The sequence below is a fragment of the Reyranella sp. genome, from assembly GCF_004296935.1.
Taxonomy (GTDB): Bacteria; Pseudomonadota; Alphaproteobacteria; order Reyranellales; family Reyranellaceae; genus Reyranella.
Genome location: NZ_SCVH01000154.1, coordinates 28,850 through 53,038 on the forward strand (window position 1 = coordinate 28,850; position 24,189 = coordinate 53,038).

At 65.4% G+C, this 24,189-nt stretch carries 24 protein-coding genes; 15 read left to right on the forward strand and 9 right to left on the reverse strand.

What is annotated here, in order from left to right; genetic code table 11:
* Positions 1 to 68 precede the first annotated feature (68 nt).
* The 11 genes from EPO55_RS22235 (at position 69) to EPO55_RS22285 (ending at position 10,403) form a co-directional block, all read left to right on the forward strand.
* A complete protein-coding gene (locus EPO55_RS22235; RefSeq protein ID WP_296339506.1) occupies positions 69 to 1,016 on the forward strand; it encodes a hypothetical protein in 948 nt (315 codons plus the stop codon).
* Complete coding sequence (locus EPO55_RS22240) at positions 1,013 to 1,462, forward strand: lasso peptide biosynthesis B2 protein (protein WP_296339507.1); 450 nt, start codon at positions 1,013 to 1,015, stop codon at positions 1,460 to 1,462. Before EPO55_RS22235 ends, EPO55_RS22240 begins: the two co-directional genes overlap by 4 nt.
* Positions 1,463 to 1,464: 2 nt before the next feature.
* Positions 1,465 to 3,249 carry an asparagine synthase-related protein gene (locus EPO55_RS22245; protein ID WP_296339508.1) on the forward strand — a complete coding sequence of 595 codons (1,785 nt, stop codon included), beginning with the start codon at positions 1,465 to 1,467 and terminating at the stop codon, positions 3,247 to 3,249.
* 127 nt (positions 3,250 to 3,376) lie between these two features.
* Positions 3,377 to 3,655 carry a PqqD family protein gene (locus EPO55_RS26165; protein ID WP_363719643.1) on the forward strand — a complete coding sequence of 93 codons (279 nt, stop codon included), beginning with the start codon at positions 3,377 to 3,379 and terminating at the stop codon, positions 3,653 to 3,655.
* A gap of 78 nt (positions 3,656 to 3,733) precedes the next feature.
* A complete protein-coding gene (locus tag EPO55_RS22255; protein ID WP_296339511.1) occupies positions 3,734 to 3,928 on the forward strand; it encodes a lasso RiPP family leader peptide-containing protein in 195 nt (64 codons plus the stop codon).
* A 106-nt stretch (positions 3,929 to 4,034) separates the two neighbouring features.
* The gene (locus EPO55_RS22260) at positions 4,035 to 5,189 is read left to right on the forward strand and encodes a nucleotidyltransferase family protein (protein WP_296339512.1); all 1,155 of its coding nucleotides are present in this window, start codon (positions 4,035 to 4,037) and stop codon (positions 5,187 to 5,189) included.
* A gap of 40 nt (positions 5,190 to 5,229) precedes the next feature.
* On the forward strand, positions 5,230 to 6,720 hold the full coding sequence (locus EPO55_RS22265; RefSeq protein WP_296339513.1) for a class I SAM-dependent methyltransferase: 1,491 nt from the start codon (positions 5,230 to 5,232) through the stop codon (positions 6,718 to 6,720).
* A 143-nt stretch (positions 6,721 to 6,863) separates the two neighbouring features.
* On the forward strand, positions 6,864 to 8,048 hold the full coding sequence (locus EPO55_RS22270; RefSeq protein WP_296339514.1) for a patatin-like phospholipase family protein: 1,185 nt from the start codon (positions 6,864 to 6,866) through the stop codon (positions 8,046 to 8,048).
* Positions 8,045 to 8,800, forward strand: a complete 756-nt coding sequence (locus EPO55_RS22275) for an acetoacetate decarboxylase (protein ID WP_296339515.1) — start codon at positions 8,045 to 8,047, stop codon at positions 8,798 to 8,800. The genes EPO55_RS22270 and EPO55_RS22275 overlap by 4 nt, the downstream gene beginning before the upstream one ends.
* Positions 8,801 to 8,812: 12 nt before the next feature.
* Positions 8,813 to 9,610 (forward strand): 3-hydroxybutyrate dehydrogenase, encoded by a 798-nt coding sequence (locus tag EPO55_RS22280; protein WP_296339516.1) that lies wholly within the window; start codon positions 8,813 to 8,815, stop codon positions 9,608 to 9,610.
* 16 nt (positions 9,611 to 9,626) lie between these two features.
* Positions 9,627 to 10,403, forward strand: a complete 777-nt coding sequence (locus tag EPO55_RS22285; RefSeq protein WP_296339517.1) for a hypothetical protein — start codon at positions 9,627 to 9,629, stop codon at positions 10,401 to 10,403.
* Between the two features lie 349 nt (positions 10,404 to 10,752).
* Here EPO55_RS22285 and EPO55_RS22290 read toward each other — a convergent pair whose 3' ends face one another.
* Positions 10,753 to 11,247 (reverse strand): hypothetical protein, encoded by a 495-nt coding sequence (locus EPO55_RS22290; RefSeq protein WP_296339519.1) that lies wholly within the window; start codon positions 11,245 to 11,247, stop codon positions 10,753 to 10,755.
* A gap of 513 nt (positions 11,248 to 11,760) precedes the next feature.
* Here EPO55_RS22290 and EPO55_RS22295 point away from each other — a divergent pair.
* Positions 11,761 to 13,563, forward strand: a complete 1,803-nt coding sequence (locus tag EPO55_RS22295) for an adenylate/guanylate cyclase domain-containing protein (protein ID WP_296339520.1) — start codon at positions 11,761 to 11,763, stop codon at positions 13,561 to 13,563.
* A gap of 251 nt (positions 13,564 to 13,814) precedes the next feature.
* Here the strand turns inward: EPO55_RS22295 and EPO55_RS22300 are convergent, their stop codons facing one another.
* Both EPO55_RS22300 and EPO55_RS22305 read right to left on the reverse strand, forming a co-directional pair.
* Entirely contained in the window at positions 13,815 to 14,195 is a 381-nt protein-coding gene (locus EPO55_RS22300; RefSeq protein WP_296339522.1) for a hypothetical protein, read from the reverse strand.
* Between the two features lie 45 nt (positions 14,196 to 14,240).
* Complete coding sequence (locus EPO55_RS22305; protein WP_296339523.1) at positions 14,241 to 15,671, reverse strand: aldehyde dehydrogenase family protein; 1,431 nt, start codon at positions 15,669 to 15,671, stop codon at positions 14,241 to 14,243.
* Between the two features lie 234 nt (positions 15,672 to 15,905).
* Between EPO55_RS22305 and EPO55_RS22310 the strand changes: the two genes are divergently transcribed.
* Positions 15,906 to 16,586, forward strand: coding sequence for a nitroreductase (locus EPO55_RS22310; protein WP_296339525.1), 681 nt, complete (start codon positions 15,906 to 15,908; stop codon positions 16,584 to 16,586).
* An 8-nt stretch (positions 16,587 to 16,594) separates the two neighbouring features.
* Here EPO55_RS22310 and EPO55_RS22315 read toward each other — a convergent pair whose 3' ends face one another.
* The gene (locus EPO55_RS22315; protein ID WP_296339527.1) at positions 16,595 to 17,248 is read right to left on the reverse strand and encodes a hypothetical protein; all 654 of its coding nucleotides are present in this window, start codon (positions 17,246 to 17,248) and stop codon (positions 16,595 to 16,597) included.
* A 222-nt stretch (positions 17,249 to 17,470) separates the two neighbouring features.
* On the opposite strand from EPO55_RS22315, the gene EPO55_RS22320 reads away from it, so the two are divergent.
* The gene (locus tag EPO55_RS22320) at positions 17,471 to 18,130 is read left to right on the forward strand and encodes a C40 family peptidase (RefSeq protein WP_296339529.1); all 660 of its coding nucleotides are present in this window, start codon (positions 17,471 to 17,473) and stop codon (positions 18,128 to 18,130) included.
* Positions 18,131 to 18,241: 111 nt separating this feature from the next.
* Here EPO55_RS22320 and EPO55_RS22325 read toward each other — a convergent pair whose 3' ends face one another.
* Positions 18,242 to 19,231, reverse strand: coding sequence for an ABC transporter substrate-binding protein (locus tag EPO55_RS22325; RefSeq protein WP_296339530.1), 990 nt, complete (start codon positions 19,229 to 19,231; stop codon positions 18,242 to 18,244).
* Positions 19,232 to 19,381: 150 nt separating this feature from the next.
* On the opposite strand from EPO55_RS22325, the gene EPO55_RS22330 reads away from it, so the two are divergent.
* Complete coding sequence (locus EPO55_RS22330; protein WP_296339532.1) at positions 19,382 to 19,693, forward strand: hypothetical protein; 312 nt, start codon at positions 19,382 to 19,384, stop codon at positions 19,691 to 19,693.
* 68 nt (positions 19,694 to 19,761) lie between these two features.
* Here EPO55_RS22330 and EPO55_RS22335 read toward each other — a convergent pair whose 3' ends face one another.
* The 4 genes from EPO55_RS22335 to EPO55_RS22350 all read right to left on the reverse strand — a co-directional run bounded on the left by EPO55_RS22335 (position 19,762) and on the right by EPO55_RS22350 (position 24,186).
* Positions 19,762 to 20,751, reverse strand: a complete 990-nt coding sequence (locus EPO55_RS22335) for a Gfo/Idh/MocA family oxidoreductase (protein ID WP_296339535.1) — start codon at positions 20,749 to 20,751, stop codon at positions 19,762 to 19,764.
* 148 nt (positions 20,752 to 20,899) lie between these two features.
* Entirely contained in the window at positions 20,900 to 22,516 is a 1,617-nt protein-coding gene (locus tag EPO55_RS22340; protein WP_296339536.1) for a DHA2 family efflux MFS transporter permease subunit, read from the reverse strand.
* A complete protein-coding gene (locus tag EPO55_RS22345; protein ID WP_296339537.1) occupies positions 22,503 to 23,675 on the reverse strand; it encodes an HlyD family secretion protein in 1,173 nt (390 codons plus the stop codon). The genes EPO55_RS22340 and EPO55_RS22345 overlap by 14 nt, the downstream gene beginning before the upstream one ends.
* 4 nt (positions 23,676 to 23,679) lie before the next feature.
* Positions 23,680 to 24,186 carry a MarR family transcriptional regulator gene (locus EPO55_RS22350; RefSeq protein WP_296339538.1) on the reverse strand — a complete coding sequence of 169 codons (507 nt, stop codon included), beginning with the start codon at positions 24,184 to 24,186 and terminating at the stop codon, positions 23,680 to 23,682.
* Between the last annotated feature and the right edge of the window lie 3 nt (positions 24,187 to 24,189).

The following is a 24,189-nucleotide window of genomic DNA, read 5'->3' on the forward strand; positions in this document are numbered from 1 at the left end:
ATCAACCATCGGGGAAGTCAAAGCGCTGTGCAATAGCCCCTGAAGGCGCCGACTTGGCAGGAGCCCGCGTGAGAGCCCGTTACCGCTACAGAGTCTACGGCCTGGTGATCGAAAGCGAGTTGCGCCTGACCTCGGTGGAAGAGCTTGCCGACGGCGAAGGCCAGCCCGCGATCACGCTTGCCTTCGCCTCGCCCGACCATTTCCGGACGATCGCGCCCGGCCGCGCGCCCGACCCCGACGACTGGGTGCAGCACGTCGTGCTCGAGGACGGCAGCGTCTATGTAAAGGCCGACGGCGTCTTCGAGACCCAGATCTCCGCCGATGGACGAAACGTGATCTGCACGAGGCCGGGCGACATCGACCAGAGGTCGTTCGAAGCCAACCTGCTGAACTTCGTCGTGAGCGCGTCCCTCACGCTCCAGGGAGAAGAGACGCTTCACTCGACCGTGGTCGAGACCGACGGCCGCGCCGTCGGGCTGCTGGGTCTCAGCGGTGCGGGAAAGTCGACGCTCGCCGCCTTCCTCATCAGCCAGGGGGCAGATCTCGTCACCGACGACATGCTGCGCGTGAGCTTCTCCGCCGGCGCGCTGTTGGCCTATCCCGGCCCCTATCGCCTCAAGCTGCTCGACGAACCCGGCAAGAGATTCCTCCCAGGCGCGATGGCGGATGGCTTTTTCAACTCGCTGAGCGGCAAGGTCATGATCCAGCCGCGCGCGAGCGTCCCGTCGCGCCGCCAGCCCATGCCGCTGGCCGCCCTGTTTCACCTCGGCCACCCGGACGATCAGCCCGGCGTCGAAGGGGTTTCCCGTTCGCGGCTTGGCGGCGTCGAGCTCGCCCGAGTCATCATATCGTCGACGATGGACACCCGATATGCTCTGCCCGGCCGGCTGGCGCGGCAGATCGAGTTTGCGGCCCGAGTCGCCCGCACGCTCCCGGTCTACGAGCTGCGCTATCCCAGGAGCATCGATGCCATGGATGACGTTGCCGAAGAAATCCATCGGGCGATCCGGACGTGAGGCGACTGGCCGCCTTCTTCGCATTGCCGCGCCGCGATCAGGTGCTGCTGATCGAGGCATTCGCAACGCTCGCCATCGTCCGCAGTGCGCTGCATCTGGTCACGATCGAGCGCCTGCGTGGCTGGGCCAGCCATCTCAAGGGAGGAACCAAGCCGGTCGACCGTGTCGTCTGGGCCGTTCGCACGGCTTCGCGATGGATGCCCGGCGCAACGTGTCTGTGCTCGGCGCTCGCCCTTCAGCGTCTGCTCTCGGCGCAGGGTCTCGCTTCGGAGCTTCACATCGGCGTCGCCCACGAGCCGCACGGCATTGCGGCCCATGCCTGGATTCTTCACGAAGGCCGCGTGCTGATCGGCGAGGAGGGGCAGGACCGCTACACCATACTCACGACCTGGCGCGCGGGCGATCCTTCGGGTGATGCGAGCGCGCGCAACCTCACGCCGGGCTAGAATTGTTCGCCGCGGTTTTCAATCTTCACGCCGGGCCGATCGATGCGCAGCAGCTCCGTCTGGGCACGAGCGACAACCCGGACATCAAACTGTTCGGCGACTCCGGCCGGGCCGCCTTCATCTGTTCCAGCGCCGATTCGTCCGGTACCCCCGGGGAGAAATGCGCCATTCATTCCCTGGGCAGCCGCTACTGGATCGTTGGGCGCATCCGGCTCGATGCGCGCGCCGACCTTCAGGCGCGACTGGCGGCGCAGATCGGGGATCAGCTCGAGGCGATCCCGGATGCGCTTCTGTGCCTGCATGCCTATGCCAAGTGGGGCGAGCGGTTCGTCGAGTTTCTCGCCGGCGATTTTTCCTTTGTCCTGTGGGACGACGAGCGGCAAAGCCTGGTCGGTGTCCGCGACCAGATGGGTGTACGGCTGCTGTTCCATGCCAAGACGGGAAACACCTGGCTCATCAGCGATTCGCTCGACTGGATGGCCACCCGGACAGCGAGCAGCCGCGACCTCGACGACTACTGGATCGCCGATTTCCTGACCGTCGGCTTTTCTCTCGAGTTCGAGCGGACCGTCTACCGGGACATCCACCGGCTTGCTCCCGCCCACGTCATCAAGCTCGGCGATGCCGGAGCAACCGTTCGACGCTATTGGCGCTTCGAGATCAACGAGCCGATTCATTTCCGTGATCCGCGAACCTACACCGAGCGCTTTCGGGAATTGCTGTCACACGCCATCGCCGACCGGCTGCCAGCGGGCAGGGTGGGCATCTCCATGAGCGGCGGACTCGATTCCACGACGCTCGCCGCCTGCGCCGTCGACATAACCGGGGACACCGCGCGGGTCGTCGCGGAATGCGAACACTACGAGGAGGTGATGCACATCAGAGAGGATCATTTCGCTTCCCTGGCAGCCCGTCGTCTCGGAATCGAGTTGCGGATCAGGATCGCCGACGAATTCGCCTACGATCCGCAATGGCGTTCGCGCAATATCCGATGCCCTGAGCCGACGACATCGATCCTCAACGTCCACTACCTTCGCCAGATCGACCGCGACCTGGCGCATTTCGCTCCTGTCTGGTTCGAAGGCGAAGGGCCGGACAACGCGCTTACTTTCGAACGAAACAGCTACCTCGAATGGCTGTTCAGGCGCCGCTCCTGGCGCCGGCTTGCCGGAGCGCTTTTCCAGTACACCCGGGTCAAGGGCCTCGCCGGCTGGGCTCAAACATTGAGACGCCATGCCCGCCCGCAACGGGGGCCCGAAGGGCCCGACACGCCGCCATCATGGCTCAACCGGGATTTCGTCGATCGCCTGAATTTGGCGGAGCGTATCGCGACCCTGGGCGAAGGTGGCGACACATCTCACTCCTGGCGCCCCCGGGCGATCGCCTCCTTCACGAGCCCCTTCTGGCAGAGCGACCTCGACAACATGAATTTCATGGAGTCGCTGACGCCAATCGTGCGGCGTCATCCCTACCTCGACCTCCGCGTCGCCGAATTCATGCTCTCCGTACCTCCGATTCCCTGGGGCTGGAAAAAGCACCTGATGCGCGAGGCGATGAGGGGGCGACTGCCTACCGAAGTGCTCGAGCGTGAAAAGACGCCCCTTGCCTGCTATCCGGACGTGGCAATGATGCGCAAATATGGCCTGCCGGAACTCTCGAGAGGACATCGGCTCGACCACTATGTCGACGCACGGTCCCTGCCGACGGCCGATGCTTCGGACGCAGAACTCTATCTCGCCACGGGAGCCCTGGCGCTCGATCACTGGCTGCTCCAAGAGCGTTCCTGACACCTCGAGATCACGATTTATTGCATTTGATCTGCAGGGAAACACTTGGTAAATTCACAATAGCGCTTGGGATGAACTCTCAAGCGAATTCTGCTCGTCCTCTCGACGGGCTTCAGGACGAATCGGCATGGTCCAGCCCCTCGTGGTTTTCAAGCGATCGACGCGGCAGGTTTCCTGCAGGATCAACGATGAGGTCGCGATTCTCGATCTCGATCGTGCGATTTATTTTGGACTCCAAGGGGTTGGCGTCCATATCTGGGATTCGCTCGAGCAACCCCGATCCGTTGCCGACCTTTGTGCTTCGGTCCAGGCTGAATTCGACGTATCGGAGGCTGCTTGCCGGGCGGATGTGTTGCAGATCCTGGCGAGTCTGGAGGAAGAGCGCCTCGTTGAGAAGACAGGATGAATGCGACCCGCCCGCCAGCGAGATCACGCCGGCCGGGCGATCGTCAAAGCGAAAGGCCATGCCATGATGGATAACTCAATGAACAAGACTGAGGGGACTTCGGAGTCGACACAGCCACCGGCAAAGAAGCCCTACGAGAAGCCCGTCCTCTCCAAGCTCGGCGCCCTGCGCGATCTCACCATGACCAAGAGCTCCAAGGGTGGCGGAGACGGAAAGTACAAGAGATTCACCGGGCGCGGCGGCCGGCATCTGGTCAGCGATATCCGGTCCTGATCTCGTTTGGATCGTTGCCGGGTTTGTCCCCTGCCGTAACGACAGCCGAGACCCTTCTCGGCGCGCGTGATCGCTAATTACAGCTCACGCATAATTGGGGCCGCCAATGCCGGGCGTTCGAACAGGCGGCGCTGAATTCGACCTGCTCTGTCTGGCGACGCGGCCGAAGCCGGACCTGACGCGCATCCGGGCTTTGCTTCACACGGGAATCGACCATCCGTCGTTGACCCGGCTCGCCGAAGGCCACGGCGTGCGGCCCCAGCTGTTCCAAAGCCTGAGCGATGTTTCCTGGGAAGCCGTTCCCGAGACCGAGAGAGACTCGCTGGAGCGCTTTCGCCAGCGGCACCTCGTGCGGACGCTCACCTTGTCCGGCGAGCTCCACCGCCTGGCAACGGCGTTCGAAGGCAAGGCCATTCCCTTCGTCGCCTTCAAGGGCCCTGCCCTGGCCATCGCCCTCTACGGCGACTTGGCCCGCCGCGAGTACAACGACATCGACGTCCTGGTGCCCGAGCACCGGCTGGACGATGCCGAGGACGTTGTGGCCGCACTGGGATATCTGAGCGGCCAGGGCGACCGGGCTTTCCGGCGAGCATTCCTCGCGCATCTACGCCAAACCGCTTTCGCGCGCGCCGATGGCGACGCCGCGATCGACCTGCATTGGGCCTTGAGCGGCCCACATGTGCCCTTTCCCCTGAAGACGGCCGATGTCTGGAACGACCTCCGCCGGATATCGATCGGCGATCGCGACATTCCAACCATCGCCGGTGCGAACCTGGCGCTGCTGCTCGCCGGTCACGGAACGAAAGAGGTTTGGAAGCTCCTGAAATGGGTCAGCGACTTTGCCCTGATGATCGATCGCCACCGCGACCTCGACTGGTCCGAGATTCATCGACGCGCCCGGGCGCAGGGCTGCGGCGATGCGATTCTCCTTGGCTGCGCGATGACGCGGGAGCTGCTCGACGTCGCGGTCCCCGGCGCACTGGCCGGTCTCCTCGCGCAAAGCGATCGGGTCCATTCCCGCGCGCTGTTGCTGGCTGAGCGCATGCGCGCCGGGCAACTGCCGTCGTCGCAGGGGGAAAACTTCTCCGACCTCGGCCTTTGCGACAGGCGCCTGGACCGGATCAAAGGGACCCTGAGGCTCGCCTTCACGCCGACCCCTGGCGACTATGCTGCCTTGAAGCTCCCGCCGGCCCTCTGGGGAGCGTACTATGCGACCCGTCCGTTCCGGCTTGCCTTCAAGACCCTCGCCGGAACCGGCTGATGCATTCGACGAGGCGCAGCGACAGTTGCGGACACCGGGCATGAACGACGGCGCCGACGGCTATCGGACCGATATCGATTATATCTACAGCTATTACACTGAACTCAATCCGCTTCGGCTGCGACTTGCGCTCCTGAATGCCGGCCTGAAAGCGCCGGTGATCACCACGGCCTGCGAACTGGGATTCGGCCAGGGTGTGAGCCTCGGCATCCATGCCGCGGCCTCGGCGGTCGATTGGCACGGCACGGACATCAATCCGGCGCATGCCGGCTTCGCCCGGGCACTTGCCGAGGCTTCGGGTGCCGAAGCCGGTTTCCACACCGACTCCTTTGTCGATTTTTCCAGGCGCAACCTGCCGATGTTCGACTACATCGGCCTGCACGGCGTCTGGAGCTGGATCTCCGATGGCAATCGCGCGGCGATCGTGACCTTCATCCAGCATCGGTTGAAGCCGGGCGGCGTCCTCTACATGGGCTACAACGCCCTGCCGGGCTGGGCGGCCTTCTCGCCGTTGCGCCATCTGCTCGTCGAACACGCGAACCGCGCCGGCAGCGAGGCCACACCCATCGCCGATCGCATCGACCAGGCCATGACCTTCGCCGACCGGCTGCTGGCGGCCAATCCGGGCTTTGCCCGCGACAACCCCGGAGTCGCCGACAGCTTCAAGACCCTGAACGAGGAGGATCGTCACTACCTGGCGCACGAATTCTTCAACCGCGACTGGCAGCCGATGCACTTCGCCACTGTCGCCCGCTGGCTGGCGCCGGCCGACGTGAGCTACGCCTGCGCCACCGACTTTACCGATCACATCGATGCGATGGGCCTGTCGGCCGCGCAACGCAGCCTGCTCGCCGATGTGGGCGACGCCGGATTGCGCGAGACGGTCCGGGACCTGATCGTCAACCAGCGCTTCCGCCGCGACTACTGGATCAGGGGAGCCGAACGGCTCTCCGCCGCCGACCGGACCGAGGCGCTCCGCCACGAACGGGTGATCGCCGTGACGCATCAGCTCGAATTGCCGCTCAAGCTGCGCGCCGCCCTCGCTCTCAGCCAGACCGGACCGGGCGAGGCGGCGTATGGCTCGGTCCTCGAAATCCTGGGCGACGGCAAGGTCCGGTCCCTCGGCCAGCTCGAGCAGACGCTGCGCCCCAAGGGCATATCGCTCGATCAGGTCGTCGAAGCCGTGATCCTCATTGCCAGTTGCGGACTGATCCAGGCCGCACAGGACGATTCGGTCACGGCCCTGGTTCGGCCGCGCACCGACAGGCTCAACGCTCACCTGATCGAAAGAGCGCGCATATCCGACGACGTTCACGACCTCGCCAGCCCCGTCACCGGCGGGGGCATTCACGTCAGTCGGAAGGAACAGCTTTTCCTGGCCGAACGCCGCCGCGGCGAGACGCGGCCGGACGAATGGGCGCGGGCCGCCGCAAGCGCCCTCGCCATCGAGCCCACCGCCGATCTGATCGCCGAGGCCAAGACCTTCGCCGACGAGATGCTGCCGACGCTGCAATTGCTGCAGATCGTTTAAGGGGCCCGATTTTTGCATTGAATCAACGACTTGCGACGTAGTGCCCGGCCCCATCCTTTCCGCGGCGGAATCGTCATTGCCGTCGTGTAGAGGGCAGGTCAGAAGTCATCGCCGCGGCGCTCCTGCCGCGAGGGAGAGGCGCCATGAGTTCCATGTCTGCACCGGGTTCCAGCCCGAACGGACCGCGGCCGCGCCCCGATTTCGAGCGCATCGCGCTCCTCCTCCAGGGCGGCGGCGCGCTGGGCTCCTACCAGGCCGGCGCCTACCAGGCACTGGCCGAGGCCAACCTCCACCCCGACTGGGTGGCCGGCATCTCGATCGGCGCCATCAACGCGGCGCTGATCGCGGGCAACGCGCCGGAACGGCGGGTCGAGAAGCTGCGCGCCTTCTGGGAGACGGTCACCGCACCGCCGATGGGCATTCCCTATTTCGCCGGCCTCGACATCAAGAACGACATGCAGCACCAGCTGGTCAACCAGTGGCGCGCCATGGGCACGCTGCTGTGGGGAGCGCCCAACTTCTTCAAGCCGCGCTTTCCGCCGCCGATCTTCACGCCGGCGGGCAATCCCGGGAACCTGAGCTTCTACGATGTCGCGCCGCTCAAGGCGCTGCTCGAACAGCTGGTCGATTTCGACCGGATCAATTCGGGCGAGATGCGCTTCAGCGTCGGCGCCACCAATGTCAGGACCGGCAACTTCGCCTACTTCGACAACAAGACACACAAGGTCGCCGCCGCCCACGTCATGGCCAGCGGCTCTCTTCCGCCGGGCTTTCCCGCCACCGAGATCGACGGCGAGTTCTATTGGGATGGCGGCGTCGTCTCCAACACGCCGCTGCAATGGGTGCTCGACGCCCGGCCGCGCCACGACACGCTCGCCTTCCAGGTCGACCTGTGGAGCGCCAGCGGCGCGCTGCCGCGCGACATGATCGAAATCGACGTGCGCCAGAAGGACATCCGCTATTCGAGCCGGACTCGCGCCGGCACCGACCAGTTCCGCAAGTTGCAGGCGGTGCGCCGCGCCGCGGCCATGCTGCTGGCCAACATGCGGCCCGAGCTGCGCCAGACGCCGGAAGCGGAGATCCTTGCCCAGGAAGCCGACACCAAGGTCTACAACATCATCCACCTGATCTATCACGCCAAGAACTACGAGGGCGCGTCGAAGGACTACGAGTTCTCGCGCCGGACGATGGAAGAGCACTGGAAGACCGGCTACGACGACATGATCAACACGCTGCGTCACCCCGAAGTCCTGCAGCGCCCGCAAAGCGCCGATGGCGTATTCACCTTCGATCTCGCCCGGCAGGGCCGCGAGGAGACCAAACGATGAAAATTGCCGATGTCCGCAAGAACGCCTTCGCGATGCCGCTCAACAACCCGGCCTATCCGCGGGGACCGTACAAGTTCTACAATCGCGAATTCGTCATCATCACCTACCGCACCGACCCCGAGCTCCTGCGCGCCGTCGTACCGGAACCGCTCGAGGTCGTGGGCGACACCGTGAACTACGAGTTCATCCGCATGCCCGACTCGACCGGCTTCGGCGACTACACCGAGACCGGCCAGGTCATCCCGGTCCGCTTCACGGGCAAGGACGGCAAGGTGCAGGAGGGCGGCTATGTCCACGCCATGTACCTCGACGACAATTCGCCGATCGCCGGCGGCCGCGAGATCTGGGGTTTCCCCAAGAAGCTCGCGACGCCCAAGATCACCCACGAGAGCGAGACGCTGGTCTGCACGCTGCACTACGGCTCGGTGCTCTGCGTCAACGCCACCATGGGCTACAAACACCGCGAGATCGACCAGGCGCCGCTGCTCAAGAGCCTGGCCAGGCCCGCCTTCATGATCAAGATCATCCCGCACGTCGACTGCACGCCGCGCATCTGCGAGCTGGTGCGCTACTACTGCGAGGACGTGACCGTGAAGGGCGCCTGGACCGGCCCCGCCGCCCTGCAACTCTTCGACCACGCCCAGTGCGACGTCGCCCGCCTGCCGGTGCGCGAAGTCGTGTCGGCCAGCCATTTCGTCACCGACCTGACACTGGGTCTTGGTGAAGTGGTGTTCGACTACCTCGCCAAATAACAGGAGCCGTTCATGTCACGTTTCACAGGAAGAGTTGCCATCGTCACCGGCGCCGCGAGCGGCATCGGCAAGGAAATCGCGCTGCGTCTGGCGGCCGAAGGTGGCATCCCGGTGATCGCCGACCTCAACCTCGACGCCGCCGGCAAGACCGCGGCCGAGATCAAGGCACGCTATGGTGACAAGGGGGGCGGCGATGCCTTCGCCGTCGCCATGAACGTGACCGACGAGGCCGAGGTCGAGAAGGGCGTCGCCGACACCATCGCCAAGTACGGCAAGATCGACATCCTGGTGAGCAACGCCGGCATCCAGATCGTGAAGCCGCTGGTCGATTTCCCCTTCGCCGACTGGAAGAAGCTGCTCGCGATCCATCTCGACGGCGCCTTCCTCACCACCAAGGCCTGCCTGAAGCACATGTACAAGGCCAAGTACGGCCGCGTGATCTACATGGGCTCGGTCCACTCCAAGGAAGCCTCCAAGCTCAAGGCGCCCTACGTCACCGCCAAGCACGGGCTGATCGGCCTCTCCAAGGTGCTGGCCAAGGAAGGCGCGGAGTTCAACGTCTCGTCCAACGTCGTCTGCCCGGGCTTCGTGCGCACGCCGCTGGTCGACAAGCAGATCCCCGAGCAGGCCGCGGAGCTCAAGATCTCCGAGGCCGACGTGATCAAGAACGTCATGCTGAAGGACACGATCGACGGCCAGTTCACGACCACCGACGACGTGGCCGATGCGGTCCTCTTCTATGCCGCGGCAAAAAACACGGTGCACAGCGGCCAGTCGGCCGTCGTCAGCCACGGCTGGTTCATGCAGTAAGGCCTCCCGGCCAATCATGCATCGACGGATCGTCCGGCGGCTGCTGGCGGCGCTGCTTGCCCTGCCCGCGGCCGCCGCAGCGCAGGACAATGCCCAGAACGAGGGCAACGATCCGCTGACCCCGAAGGCGGCGCTGCAGCTCCAGGACTACTTCCAGCCCTTCCTGAACGGGCAGACGGGCAGCGGCGCCAACCAGACCAACGTCCGGGGCGTGCTGCCGCACGATGCTTTCGGCGTCGCCCAGTTCGCCCGCGCCTCGTTTCCGGCGCTGGCCAGCGCCTGGGGACCGGGCGGCTCGCAAACCGGCATCGGCGACCTCACGATCTTCGACGTGCCCGTCTTCTTCGTGGACAACGTGAAATTCGGCGTCGGCCCGCTGGCGGTGGTGCCGACGGCCACCAGCACCGCGCTGGGCGACCGCCGGTGGCAGCTGGGCGGCCAGGGCATCGCCAGCGCGCGGCACACCTGGGGCCTGACGGCGGTTCTCGCCGCCTATCAGCAGTCGTTCGACCGCCAGTCGCAGTCGCTCACCTTCCAGCCCCTGCTCTTCTACAATCTGGACGACGGCTACTACCTGCGCTCGAGCGGCATCGTGTCGTTCGACCTCGCCCATCGCACGACGGTCGTGCCGATCGGCATCGGCCTCGGCCGGGTGATCCCGCTGCCGAGCGGTCGCATCCTCAACTTCTTCGTCGAGCCCCAGTACTCGGCGATCCGCAGCGGCGACGGCGTGCCGACCTTCCAGGTCTATGCCGGCTTCAACGTCCAGTTTCCGCTCGGCGGCGGCCACTGACGTTGCGACGCGGGCAAACTCCCTGCCCGCGCCTCACGCGCTTTTTCACGACCTGAAAGGCCGTTCGATGCCGTGTTTGCACGGCCTTCTCGCATTATTTGTGGACGCCTGAATGTAACGCGTTCTGTCCAGAAACCTGTCCGGGGCAGCGTCGCAAACCGGTCGCCCGCACCGACGTTCGCCGTCGGCATTGTTTGCTGTTTGGGTCTCGTTTCGTTGTCGAGGGCATGGTCAGGACCATGCCAAGGCGCAGCGCTCTCTAAAGAGCTTTTGGGGCACGCCGGGGGGAGGCCCGGTGGCACGGACGCCTTGTGGTTGATGGACTGAGTTGTGGTCGTCGTTGTCGATATCAGTCTCCTCGTTTGTCGCTCTCGGCCCGCCGCTTCTCCTCGGCGCGGCGGGCGTCATAGGCGTCGGCGCGGATAGCGGCGGCGGCGAGACGCTTGGCGAGATCGAACGGCAATGCGGGCAGCCCGGCATTCTTGCGATCGCCATAGATCTCCGGGCGATGCGAGCGCAGCAGGAACTGCAGCAGGCGATTGTCGAACTGCTGGACCGAGCCGACTTGTCGGCCGTTGCGCCAGACCGGCTTGGGCGTGCCGTTCATCGCGCGGTTCATGGCATTGTCCTGCAGCCGCTCGACGCCGAGATCGAGCGCCTGGGCCCAGCGCTCGGCGAATTCCTCGTCGTCCTGGCGCCTCTGGTAGAGCGTGCTGCGCCGGAGCTGGGCGCGGTTGGCGGCGACCGTCACCGAGCCGGTGCGGCCGAGATGATGGAAGAAGGCGTTCACCCTGGCCTTGGGCAGGGGCGCGCGACCGGGGCCGCGGCTTTCCGGCTTGGACATTCTGGACCTCGTTTGGACAGGAAAAAGCCCGCTGCGCCTCCTGGGATCAGGGGCCGGGCGGGCCTGGAAGCAGCAGACATGCAATCCGCCACAATATATTTTTTCTTAGCAAAAACCTGCTGAACCTGTCAAATTTTGTTGGAGCGTTTTGAAATGCTGGCAGTGCATGCGGGTCTCGATGGAATGGGCGGCAGTTCGATTCCGTCTCGGGCACCAACCACTTTTATTCTGTCAAAGGCATCAGGCACTTAGCGCCTGGTGCGACATCCTTGGCGAAATTGGAACTACACCCAGCAGGCTTAACAGCCAATTCGCGGCTTCTTGGACGCGTTACTCGTGTGCAGCAAACCCAGCGACCGAGGTCCGCTTTCCACCCGATTGCGGGCATGTCGCAGGCTTCTCGGAATGTCCGCTTAGTGCCATTAGCGGTCATGAACGAGCGACGTCGGCAGCGTCATTGCCCAGTTAGATAGGCTCCTCTACGATCCAAGATGTGGAGGCTGGGAAATTCCATTGGCCCGCGAGCATCGTCGATTAGCAGCAATCGTAGCAGCCGATGTGGTCGGCTACTCCCGGCTGATGGGGCGGGACGAGAGCGGCACGCTAGCACGCCTGCGGGAGCATCGAACCGAACGTCTTGAGCCGGCGGTGGCCCGCCACGGCGGACGGCTGGTCAAACTGACCGGTGATGGAGCACTCATTGAGTTTCCGAGTGCCGTGGATGCACTTGGCGCAGTAATCGAATTCCAGCATGCCATGGCGGAGGCCAATCAGGATCAACCGGAGGACACGGCCATCGTATTCCGCATCGGCCTGCACCTCGGCGACCTGATTGTCGACGGCGACGATCTCTACGGCGATGGTGTGAACGTGGCGGCGCGGCTGGAGGCGGAAGCGCCGCCCGGCGGCATTGTGATCTCCGGCGACGTACATAACGCAGTAGCCGGTCGGCTCAAGGCCAACTTCGACGATCTTGGCAGTCTTGCACTGAAGAACATCGAGCGGCCGGTTCAGGCGTTCGGTGTAAAATGGGACCCAGCCGATTGGACAGTCAAAGCTCCATCGACCGTTGCAGCGCCTACTCTTGCGACGCCACTCGCTGATGTTCCCCTCAAGCTGCCGGCCAAACCTTCCATCGCCGTGCTGCCATTCCAGAACATGAGCGGCGACCCCGAACAGGAATACTTTGCCGACGGCATGGCGGAGGACATCCTGACCGGGTTGTCGCACTACCGCTGGCTATTCGTCATCGCCCGCAACTCAAGCTTCACCTACAAAGGCAAGGCGGTTGACATACGACAGGTCGGTCGCGACCTCGGCGTGCACTATGTTCTTGAAGGAAGCGTCCGACGTGCCGGTAGTCGGGTTCGCTTCACGGCACAGCTCATCGACACATCCTCGGGCAACCACGTATGGGCCGATAAGTATGACGGACCCATCGAAAACCTGTTCGAGTTGCAGGATCAGATCACCGAGGCCGTGGTCGGCGTTCTGGAGCCGGCGATCCAGCAAGCCGAGATTGAGCGGACACGCCGCAAGCGCCCGGAGAACCTGAATGCATACGATCACTATCTCCGTAGTCTGACGTTCACCCATGCCTTCACGCGCGAGGCCGCCCAGGAGATGCTGGAGGGGTGTCTTCACGCCATCAGTCTCGATCCGTCCTTGGCCCCAGCCTATGCGCTGGCAGCGCGCGCTTATATTCAGCGGCTGACGCAGGGCTGGATCGTCGATGAAGCGACGGAATTCGCTGAGGTGCTCGACCTCGTCGAACGCGGCCTGCGCGCGGACCGGCTCGATCCGTTCATGCTCGGTACCGCCGGACAATGCTTCGCCTGGTTTGCACGCGATCTGTCGAAGGGAATCACCTATATCGATGAGGCGATTGCCATAAACCCGAACTACGCGCATGGCTTTATGCAGAGTGGTTTGGTGAGGGCGCGATTGGGTGAGACTCGAATTGCCATTGACCATCTCAACCGCGCGCGCCGGCTCAGCCCCCGCGATTTGCGGAATTACGCCATCTTCCATGGGCTCGCCTTGGCACATCACGTCGACGGCGACCCGGTAGCCGCCTGCGATTGGGCACGCCGTTCGGTTCAGCACAATCCGAACTATCTGTCGGGATGGATCGAGCTCGCCTCAGCTGCCGCCTCGACCGGCAGAGAGGCCGAAGCCCGCATGGCCGCCGAGCATGTTCTTGCGCTCGATCCTGCGTACACAATTGGTCGGGGGAATCGGGGGATCCCGAACGCCGCCCCGGAGAAGTACGCGTCTATACGTCAAGGTCTGCGCCTCGCAGGGCTTCCCGAATGAGAGAGCAGCGCTGCCTGGCCACCATTGTTTCGGTCGTCGGGGTGCCCGAGTAAGCGGTTTCGCCATGTCAGCTTCGGGTCATTCGCGTCGTCCGGAGGGGGCGTCGATCACTTCTGGTCTGACCCCAATAGCGGACCTCCAAGGATGGCCCAAGTGGGTCTGAAGGTGCGACACCTCGTGGTGGGAAGCCTTGGAATACTGTGGGACTTCCTCCTGTCGCACCTGCTGCTAAATGCTTGCGCGTCTCGCCATCAATTGGGATTGTCGCCGTAGTCCACCACGACAAGGCGTCCGTCCAACATTCCGAAGCTGCTGGCTTTGGGCTCCGCTGGTATCGAGGGGCGGTCATCCTCTGGCGACAGGACCGCTAACGGGTCAAGAGCTTCGGCTTGTGCATCCGTCAGGGGTGTGGCGCGCCGCATGACGACAAGCCAGCCTCCCGGCAGCGCGAACACCACAGGGTAGAGTTCGGGCCAGCAATCGCGCTTCGACAAGTCGCGCTCCTGCATGTTCGCAAGCAGCCCTATTAGGAATGCCCGCCACGTCTTCAGCTTGGGGAGCTTCAACGCCCAACGCCCGACGCACAGCACGTCGCGGGACATCCCCGTCCGGTTCCATTCGATGAACTTCACAATGGGCCGCCTCCCGTACCCTCTCGGACGAGAGGCGTGCCGAGCCTACGAGGGATTGGCGCCGGCGATCGCCTTGACCTCGAGGAATTCCTCCATGCCGAACTTGCCCCATTCGCGGCCGTTGCCGGACTGCTTGTAGCCGCCGAACGGGGCGGTGCGCTCGTTCGGCACGCCATTGAGGTTGACGTTGCCGGCGCGGATCTGCCGGCCGACGCGGTTGGCGCTTTCGACCGAGCCGGCCGAGACGTAGCCGGCAAGGCCGTAGGGCGTGTCGTTGGCGATCTTGACCGCGTCGGCTTCGTCCTTGGCGCCGAGGATGGTGATCACCGGTCCGAAGATCTCCTCGCGGGCCACCGTCATGTCGTTGGTGACGTCGGCGAAGATGGTCGGGCGGACGTAGAAGCCCTTGTTGACGCCCTCGGGCAGGCCGGGGCCGCCGGCGACCAGCGTGGCGCCCTCGTCGATGCCCTTCTTGATCAGCGCCTGGATCTTGTCCCATTGCGTGCGATTGACCACGGGCCCCATGGTGATGCCCTCGGCCTTGGGGTCGCCCACCTTCGTCTTGTCGGCGACGCCTTTGGCGATCGCCGCCACTTCCTTCATCTTCGCCGCCGGCACGATCATGCGCGTCGGCGCGTTGCAGGACTGGCCCGAGTTATTGAACACCGAGGCCACGCCGCCCGAGACCGCCTTGAGGAAATCGGCATCTTCCAGGATGACGTTCGGCGACTTGCCGCCGAGTTCCTGGCTGACGCGCTTCACGGTATTGGCGGCGCGCTTGGCGACGTCGATGCCGGCGCGGGTCGAGCCCGTGAACGAGATCATGTCGATGCCGGTGTGTTCGCTCATCGCGACGCCGACATCGGGGCCGAGGCCGTTCACGAGGTTGAACACGCCCTTGGGCACGCCCGCGTCATGCATGACTTCGGCGAAGATCAAGGCCGAGGTCGGCGTGAACTCCGACGGCTTAAGAAGCATGGTGCAGCCGGCGGCGATCGCGGGCGCCACCTTGCAGGCGATCTGGTTGAGCGGCCAGTTCCACGGCGTGATCATGCCGATGACGCCGACCGGCTCGCGCACGACGATGGCTGAGCCGACCTTTTCCTCGAAGTGATAGTCCTTCAGCACCTGCAAGGTCGACATCAGGTGGCCGAGGCCCGATCCCGCCTGCGCGCGCTCGGCCATCATCATCGGCGCGCCCATCTCGTCGGAGATGGCGAGCGCGATGTCCTTGGCGCGGGCCTTGTAGGCCTCGATCATCCTGGTGAGCAGCTCGATGCGCTCCTCCCGGGTCGTCACCGAGAAGGTTTCGAACGCGCGGCGGGCCGCGGCGACCGCCTTGTCGACGTCCGCCTTCGAGCCGACGGCCACGTCATAGAGACGCTCTTCGGTGGCCGGATTGACCACCGGGACGGTCTTCATGACGGCCGGATCGACCCAGGCGCCGTCGATGTAGAACTTCATGCGATTGACCATGGCGCACCTCGTTGAAATCCAGGTTGAAATCCGGGGGCCGCTGCAGGCGCGGCCCGAACGGGCCAGACGATAAGGCTGGCCGGCCGCAATTCCTACGTCGTTCTTTTCGATGAATTCCGCCAATCGGCCGACTTCAGACGTCGGACCGGCGGCGATGCTTCATGTTTCCCGGCCGGCATGCCTGCTATCCTGACCCCTCTCGATCACACGCGCAGGGACGCACGGTTTCGACTCATGGATTTTCAGGAACTGGTGCATAGCCGCCGCAGCGTCAGGGGCTTCAGGAACCAGACGGTGCCGAAGGCGCTGATCCGCGAGATCATCGAGGATGCCAAGCGCGCGCCGTCGTCGATGAACAGCCAGCCGTGGCATGTCCACGTCCTCACCGGCGGGCCGCTGGAGCAGGTCCGTCGCCGCAACATGGAGGAGATGGCGGCGGGCAAGAAACCGAAACGGGACATCTTCACCCACGGCCCCTACGAGGGCGTCCATCGCACGCGCCAGGTCGACATCGCCAAGCAGCTGTTCGCCGCCATGGGGATCGCCCGCGACGACAAGGCGATGCGCCAGGACTGGGTGCTGCGCGGTTTCAGGCAGTTCGATGCGCCAGTCTCGCTGGTGCTCACCTACGATCGCGTCCTCGATCCCGGCGCCACTTGCCACTTCGATCTGGGCGCGCTCTGCTACGGCATCGTGCTGGCGGCCTGGGATCGCGGCATCGGCGCGGTCGTGAACGGCCAGGGCATCTCCCGCTCCGACATCGTGCGCGAGGTGGCCGACATCCCCGACGACGAAGCGATCATGACCTGCATCGCGATGGGCTATCCCGACGAGGCCTTCCCGGCGAATGCGGTCCGCTCCGAACGCCAGCCGGCCGATGCGTTCGTCCGCTACGTCGGCTTCGCGGAGGACTGATCCCCCCGCTATCGCGTCGGCTGAAGGGGCGATGGCTGCAGAGGAGTCGGCTGAAGGGGAGTCGGCTGAAGGGGAGAGCTGGCGGGTGCTGTGCCCGCGGTTCGGGTCGTGGCTTGAACGCTCGGCCCTGGGGCAGTCGGCGGCGGTTGATCGGTTGGTTGCTGCTGCTGTTGCTGTTGTTGCTGATCCACAAATCGCGCCGCAGAGGTCATGTACAGGTACTGGTCTGCGCCCGCCGTTCGGCCTTCCTTGAAGACGTCGATGGCGCGAGCCCGGTCGCCGGCTTTCCAGAACGCTTCCGAGACGTCGCCATAGACCACGCCGGTGGCACTTGCCCTGGTCTCGAGGCCGGTCAACCGCAACGCCGCCTTGGCACTCCTGAAGCTGCTTTCTCCGCCCATTCGATCGCCGTCCAGGATCTGGTAACGGGCGAGCGTGCCGTAGGCCAGGGCGAGCGTGCCGCAATTGACGGTGACTTTCGGCGAGCACTGGTCGGCGGTGGCAAAGCGGGCCACCTCTTTCCGGGCGAGGACGGTGGCCGCTTTCTGATCGCCGCTGTCGGAGGCTTCCATGGCCGCCACCTGGAAGGAAGGGTCGCTGGCACAGGATGTCATCGCCAGGACACACGCCGCGACCACGACCAGCTTCTCGAGCCCGCCCATTTCCCATCCTCAGAACACAAGCCTCAAGAACGGGGGGCCGATGGCTCGACCCCCGGCACCAATCTGGCATGTGAGATGCCGAAAAGGTAATGAAACCAATGCGTTATCGGCTAAAATTACTGTGGCAAAAATGCAACATTTGTTGGACGGACGGGTTCGCCTTCGCCACAATGGCCTGAACCGCTGGGCGCCCTGCATCGGGGCCAAGGGAGACCAAAGTTCATGGCGTTGAGAAACCGGATCCTGCTGCTGGCCACCCTGGCCTTTTTCGGGACGGCGGGTGTTCTTTCTCCCGCCTTTGCCCAGGTCAAGGCGCCCGCCAAGGCGAAGCTGAAGCCTGCGGCCCCCAAAGCAGCCGCGAAGGCCGATCCGACGGATACCGTTTCCGATCAACTCAATGCCAAATGGCAGCAGGAGAACGGCGTGTACGCCGGCTTCACGCAGGCGGCGCCTGCCGTGGCCGCCGTGGTCCCGGTCTCCTTCGCCACCCCCGCCGTCGCCAACGATTGGGGCGACCGCCTGGTCTCGCGCGCCATGAACTACCTGGGCACGCCCTATCGCTACGGCGGCACCTCGCCGAAGACGGGCTTCGACTGCAGCGGCTTCGTCTACTACCTCTACGGCGCGGTCTTCGGACAACGGATTCCGCGCATGCCGCACGAGATGGCGCGCGAGGGCACGCCTGTCGCGCGCAGCGACCTGCAGCGCGGAGACCTCGTCTTCTTCGGCTCCCGCGGCACCTTCACCCACATCGGAATCTACGCGGGCAACGACCAGTTCGTTCATGCCACGCATCGCGGCTCGCCCGTGATGGTGACGCACCTCGACTCCGACTACTTCCGCACCCGCTTCATGACGGCGGTGAGGCTGTCTCCGCAGTAGCGGCGCCGACGGCGTCCTGCCCTCTTTCCCGAGCGGAGCGGAGCATCGCCGGAGCTTCGAGCGGACAAGATTGGGACAGCTTCGCCAAAGAGGCAGCTGCACCCGTTGCTCTCATTCAATCAGTTCGCTGGCGAGCGCGAGCAAGTGCGGTGGCAGCGCAAGGTCCAGCATCCTTGCCGTCCGCACGTTGAGCACCAGTTCAAAAACAGTCGGAGTCTGCACCGGCAAATTCGCGGGCTTTTCGCCCCTGAGGATGCGGTCTACGTAACCTGCAGCCTGCACCATCCGCTCGCGGCGATCGACGCCGTAGGACATCAGTCCACCAGCGCGAGGGAAGGCAACATTCGAATACATCGCGGGCAGCCGATGCCTGGCGGCCAGTCCGACGATCAGCTCGCGATGGCCGAGTGCCGTGGCGCCGGCAAGCACCAGCAACCCGGTATTGGGCTCTCCCGTGGCTTCGCTGACAGACCGCTCGATATCGGCGCTGTTGCCGATATCGATGGCGACGCTGCGCAGGCCCAATCCCGGGGCGGCGCCCTCGATGACCGGCAACGTCACTGTCGCCTGAGGATTGGAGCTTTTCAGGACGGCAACGCGCGTCAGGCCAGGAGAAATCTCCTTGAGAAGCTGCAGCCATTTGGATGCGATGTCGGCAGAGAATGAGATAAAGCCCGTGGCGTTTCCGCCAGGGCGGGCAAGGCTCGAGACCAAACCCAACGCCACAGGATCGGTGTCGGTAACGAACACGACGGGTACGGATCGGGTCAGCCGCAGCACGGATACGAGCGCCGTGCCGCCCGTCGTCAGAATGACGTCGGGTTTCAGCTCGAGCAGTTCGGCAGCCTGGAGAGCGGCGCGATCCGCATTGCCAACCGTACGACGATACTCGATTCGGACATTGCGGCCGTCGGTCCACCCACGCCGATCGAGGGCTTCCTGGAGCGCGGCAAGATGCGCCGTTCCTTCCGGATCGGCATCGGCATAGCCGGTGAGAATGCCTACCACGCGCTTGCCTCCGGCTTGTGCCAGTACGCGGTGGGGAACGCTGCCGGCAGCGACCGCTGCAGGGGGGCCGCCGAGAAACAAGCGCCGCTTCACATCCTCTCCTCAATCCATCGCTTTACCGCACACTCTATAGCCCGGATTGGTCACCGCCGCTTGTCCCCGTGAGCCGCGGGCGTGAATGCATCCCTACCGACTGCTATTTGAGCTACAGTTGCGACATCCTGTGAGGCTGTTGTTTCCGCCATGACCCTGCCGCCCGGTGCGCACGAAGCGGCGCGCCGCCACCTGGAAGAGCGCATAGAAGCCTTCATCGCCGGCCATGAGGCGAGCGGACAGCCGCCGGACGCCTTTGCCGGCGAGTATCTGGTGCGCGCCCTCGCCAGCCTGAAGGCCGGCGACTATGCCGCCGGCGAGGCGCGGCTGCGGCTGGCCGAGACGCCGGCCGAGCGCCGTTCGCCCGAGGACATCGCCCGAGTTCCGACGGGGTACGCGCTGCTGTCGACGGCGGAGCTTCGCCGGAGCTTCGAGCGGACGAAGTTGGGACAGCTTCGGTAGGGCAAATTCCGACGAGACGTCGTCACCTTCATACTCCTCTCCCCCTAACGGGGGAGAGGAACAAAAAATCATCGAATCGATGCTGCTCGGCCAGCGAGAATGGCTTCGACGATCTCCTGGACCTCGAGGGCGTCGGCCAGGGTCGCGAGATGATGCGGCTCGCCGCGGGCGAGTTTGGCCACGCCTTCGAGCTGGCGCCTGAGGGCCAGCGGCCGGGCCTCTGCCTGCGGCAGGGCATCCGGCGCCGGCTGCCACGTGCCGTCGACCAGGCGCCGCTCGGCGATCGACCAGTCGCAGAGCCGGACCGCGCCCTTGTCGCCTTCCAGCATCCAGATGTTGTGATCGTCCTTCGGCGTCTCGCCGACCGCGCCTTTGAGCGTGACCGGCAGGTCGCCCGCCTGCAGGGTCGCGGCGATGCGCCGTTCGGACTTGCCGGCTTCCGGAAAAGACGCCTTGCCGGCGAGACCCTGCAACGGCCCGACGAGCCGCCGCGACAGAAAGAGGAAATGCGAGACGACCTCGCGCGTGAAACCACCCTGCGCCGGCCCGTCCAGCCAGCCCGCCGCATCGGCCTGCCAGCCGCGCGGCCACTTGGCGAAGCCCACCTCGATCGCGATGCGGCGCGGCGTGCCGATCTCGCCGCCCTCGATCCAGCGCCGGATCGTCGCCACGGCCGGCGACGAGGCGAAAGGAAAGTTCACCGCGCCGCGATCGCCGGCCTCCGCCACGAACGCGCGCGCATCGGCGACATCGACCGCCAGCGGCTTCTCGCAGAATACGCTCTTGCCGGCGGCCAGCGCCGCGCGGGCGTGCGGGAGATGCGAGGCCGGGGGCGAGGCGATGTAGGTGCAGTCGCTCGCCGCAATGACGGCAGCCGCATCGGCGAGGCGCGGCACCTGGGGAAAGGCCTTTGCCATGCGCTGCATCGCTTCAGGCGCGGGATCCCAGATGCCGCAGGCCTGCACCAGCCCGGGGTCCTGCTGGAGAATCGCGTTGAGCAGCCGCTCTCCCATGATGCCGGCGCCGATGATGCCGATCGCAACGCTGTCGTGTTTCATACCTGTGACCGCAGCCCCTCTTGCCGTTGGGTGTCGGGGTAGTTGTACGGCGTCAGCGGAAAGCGGTCACCCCAGAGCGTGATATTCCGTCGTCTCGACCGGAGCGCGCAACGCGGCGTGGAGAGACGACGGGAATTCTTTTCTCTTCTCAGCGCCAGGCAGGCCGCCGGACCTGCTGCTGCGAGCGCGACAGCAGCGCCGCCGGGATCAGGGCCAGGAGCGACACGATCGCGATCACGATGAAGGTGTCGGAGAAGGCCAGCATCTGGGCCTGGGCATTCACCATCTGGCCGAGGAACTCCAGCGCCGCGGTCTTCTGCTGCTGGAACGGCAGGCCGGAGCGCTGCATGAGCTGCTCCATCTGGATGAGCAGGCGCTCGGTGGTGCGGTTGCCCCAGTCCTGGGTGGCGGTCAGCGCATCGGCATGGAAGCGCGTGCGGACCTCGAAGAAGGCCACGATCAGGTTGATGCCGAAGGCGCCGCCCAGCTGGCGCATGAAGTTGGCGACGCCGGCGCCCTGGCGCACCCGGTCGGGCGGCAGCGCCTTCAACGCCGAGGCGTTGAGGCTGGGGTTGATGAAGCCCAGGCCAAGCCGCGAGACCATCACCATGCCGACCAGGGTCCAGAAGGTCGTATTGGCGTCGGCCCCGACCATCAGGGCGAAGCCCGCGGCGAACAGCACCAGGCCGCCGATGATCATGATCGAGCCCGGCACGGCGTCCGACAGCCGCCCGGCCAGCGGAAAGATGAAGGCCAGCATCAACCCGGCCGGCATCATCATCAGCCCGGCGAGCAGTGGCGTGAAGCCCACCATGGTCTGGACGAACACCGGGATGATGTAGGTCGAGCCCATCATGCCGGCGCCGAAGATGAAGGCGATCACCGCGGTGGAGGCGAACTCGATGTTGGCGAAGATGCGCATGTCGAGCAGCGCCCTGGGCGTATGGAGCTCCCACAGCACGAAGCCCACGGCGGCCACGGTGCCGAGCACCAGGCGGAAGACGATGATGTCGGAGCCCCAGCCCTCGCGCTGGCCGTCGGCGATGCCCGTCATCAGGCCCCACAGCCCGACGCAGAGCAGCGCAAAGCCCAGCCAGTCGAAGGGCGGGATCTCGCGCGCCAGCGGCCGGGTCGGCATGAACAGCGCGCCCATGATGGCGGCAAGGCCGCAGAACGGCAGCGAGATGTAGAACACGTAGCGCCACGAGAAGTATTCGATCATCAGGCCGCCCAGGGTCGGGCCGATGGCCGGCGCGAAGACGACGCCGAGGCCAAAGATGCCCATCGCCGTGCCGCGCCGCTCGGGCGGGAAGACGGTGAAGATGGTGGCCATCACCAGCGGCTGGGCGATGCCGGCGCTGAAGCCCTGCAGCACGCGGGCGAAGATCAGCATGTCCTCGTTCGGCGCCATGCCGCCCATCACCGCGCCCAGGGAGAAGAAGAACAGCGCGCCGATGAAGGTGCGGCGCTCGCCCAGCACGCCCGACAGCCAGGCGTTCAGCAGCATGCCGGCGGTCATGGTCGCCATGTAGGCCGACGACATCCACTGCGCCTTGTCCTGGCCGATGCCGAAGGCGCCCATGACGTCGGGGACGGCCACGTTGACGGTGGTCATGGCCAGCACCATCGCCACCACGCCCACCATGCCGGTGATGGTCACCAGCCAGCGGTAGGCCGGGCCATAGTGTTCGGCGAGAAAGGCCGCGTTCTGGATGGGGTTGGCCGGAGGCGGTGTGCCTCGCAGCGGTTCGTTAACGGACGTCAATGTCGACTTCGACCATCATGCCCGGCGTCAGCGGCTTGGGCATGTCGACCAGGTCGATTTTCACCGCCACGCGCTGGGTGATCTTGGTGAAGTTGCCCGAGGGATTGGGCGTCGGGATCAGCGCGAAACGGGCCATGGTGGCGCTGCCGATGCGGGCGACGCGGCCGACGAACCTGTCGTCGGGATAGGCGTCGACCGAAACATGCACGCGCTGGCCGAGCTTGAGCCGGCTCACCTGCGTCTCCTTGATGTTGGCCTCGACCCAGACCTCCTTGGGATTGTGCAGCAGCAGGATGCGCTGTCCCGCGGCGACATACTCGCCCGGCAGCACGAAGGTACGGTCGATCACCGCCGGTATCGGGCTCTTGATGGTGCGGTCCTCGACATCGACCAGCTGCTGGTGGAGCTGGGCCGCGAGGTTGGCGACCTGGTGGGTGAGCGCCTCGATCTGGGCGTCGATCACGCCCAGCCGGTCATGGCCGACGCGGGCCTCGTCGAGGCTGCCTTCGGCCTGCTCGTGTTCCGCCTGAAGCTGCAGGATCTGGATCTCGAGCTTGGTCACCGCCGCCTGCGACATCTGGAGCTGGCGCTCGTTGACCACGCGGCTGGCGAACAGCACACGGTTGCGCTCGAGTTCCAGCTTGGCGAAATCGAGATCGGCGCGCAGCGCGGCCAGCGCCTTCTCGCGCACGGTCACGTTCGAAGTGCGCGTGCGCATGGAGGCATTGGCCTGGTTCTGGTCGAGCTTGCGTTCGGCGCGCAGCCTGGCCCGCTCGACGCGGACGCCTTCGATCTGCGCGCGCAGCGCGTCGGCCTTCAGCTTGGCGATGCGGTCGTCGATGCGCACGAGCACCTGCCCCGCCTCGACCTGCATGCCCTCGCGCACCGACATGTCGACCACCCAGCCATCGCCACGGCTGGAGATCGTCACGATGTCGGCGCTCACGCGGGCGTCGTACTCGTAGACGTGGGTGAATCGCATGTAGAGTTCGCGGCCGCCATAGGCGAGCGCCATCAGCAGGACCGCGGCGATGACGAAGCTGCGGGGCCGCAGCAGGGCGCGGCCGCGGCCGGCCGACCACTGCTGCTGGCGCGGCAGCGCGCTCGGCGGCGGCGCGGCCGGAGCGCGGGTGGCGGGTGGCTGAATGGATTGGTCCACGTGGTTACTCGGCTGCGACCAGCCGCGGCGGGACGCGGCCATCGCTCGCAAGTGGCCCAGCCAGGGGACCCGCGAGCGGCTGCAGGCGCGCCTTCACGCGGCCGAGCAGGCGGACGGAGGCGCGGATCTCGGCATCGCCGCAGTCGCGCAGCAGTTCGCGCCGCAGATCGCGGCCGACCGCGGCGATCGAGGCCAACGCCGGCCGCGCCTTGGGCGTGAGAAAGACGCGCTTCGCCCGCCGGTCGCCGGGCTGGGCCCGCCGCACGACCCAGCCGTCGGCCTCGAGCAGGTCGAGCTGGCGCACCAGGGTCGAGCCCTTGATGCCGACCCGCAGCGCCAGCGCGTTCTGGGTCAGGCCCTCGGGATGGGCCGACAGGTTGACCAACGCCACCCAACGCGCCGTCGACAGGCCGAGCGGCTTCAGGCGGGCGTCGAGCACGTGCCGCCACAGCCGGGAAACCTCGGCCAGGGCCAGTCCCAAGCGATAGGAAGGATCGTCAGTACCTGTCATGGA